This is a genomic window from Streptomyces sp. UF-297 (assembly GCF_058245575.1).
In genome coordinates this window covers 1-443 of record NZ_JBSIBZ010000256.1, presented here as the reverse complement: position 1 = coordinate 443, position 443 = coordinate 1, and the positions used below count along the sequence as shown (strand labels likewise).

The window sequence follows — 443 nt, the reverse complement described above, 5'->3', positions numbered from 1 at the left end:
GACCGGCCCGAGGACCGTCCGGTGTGGCTGGGCTCGGTGAAGTCCAACATCGGACACACCCAGGCCGCCGCCGGTGTCGCGGGCGTGATCAAGATGGTGCTCGCGCTCCAGCACGAGCGGCTTCCGCAGACGCTGCACGCCGCCGAGCCCTCGCCGCACGTCGACTGGACGACCGGCGATGTGCGGTTGCTGGGAGAAGCGGTGCCGTGGCCGGCCGGCGACCGGGTACGCCGTGCGGGCGTGTCCTCGTTCGGTATCAGCGGTACCAATGTCCATCTGCTGCTGGAGGAAGCCCCCGGCGCAGACGCCGAAGCCGCACCCGACGGCGATGCCGGTGCGCCGGTCGACGGATCTGCCGTGGTCGAGCCCGGCGGGGTCGGCGCGTGGCTGGTGTCGGGCCGTTCGGCCGAGGGCCTGACCGCGCAGGCGGGTCGGCTGCGCGA

General features: G+C 73.4%; 1 protein-coding gene. It reads left to right on the top strand.

What is annotated here, in order from left to right:
• A partial coding sequence (locus AC4IJH_RS43715; protein WP_490857598.1) for a ketoacyl-synthetase C-terminal extension domain-containing protein occupies window positions 1–443 on the top strand: 443 nt, incomplete at both ends.